The sequence below is a fragment of the Enterobacter cloacae complex sp.6700776 genome (genome assembly GCF_048284255.1).
In the GTDB taxonomy this organism is placed as follows: domain Bacteria; phylum Pseudomonadota; class Gammaproteobacteria; order Enterobacterales; family Enterobacteriaceae; genus Enterobacter; species Enterobacter intestinihominis.
Genome location: NZ_JBLVYK010000146.1, coordinates 1 through 309, shown reverse-complemented (window position 1 = coordinate 309; position 309 = coordinate 1). Strand labels below are relative to the sequence as shown.

Genomic DNA, 309 nt, shown 5'->3' with positions numbered 1-309 from the left:
CATCTGCATAGCCTGAATACGATCCACCTTCTTCCTCTCCTGTAGCGAGCAGCTTACCGACAGACGGCATGATTATTCGTGGATTATGAATAATGAAAACAATTTACGCACCTTTTTACGCTTAATCGCCTGGCGTATCGTTGCACGGTGGATTACGAAAGGGGGCCAGAAAATGAACATGCCCTCAATAAATATCCAGATAATCATTACGTTAAATAGCATGCACAAAGGAAAAACCATGTCCGTTCAGCCTGTCGAAATAAGTAAGGCCTATCGTTTATTGCAGGTCGGGTCCACCACCATGATTCT

The 309-nt window shown here is 44.0% G+C and carries 1 pseudogene; it reads left to right on the top strand.

The window, feature by feature from the left end:
- Window positions 1-151: 151 nt before the first annotated feature.
- Window positions 152-309 (top strand): annotated as a pseudogene (locus ACNQ0T_RS23640) (flavin reductase); the annotation flags it as partial.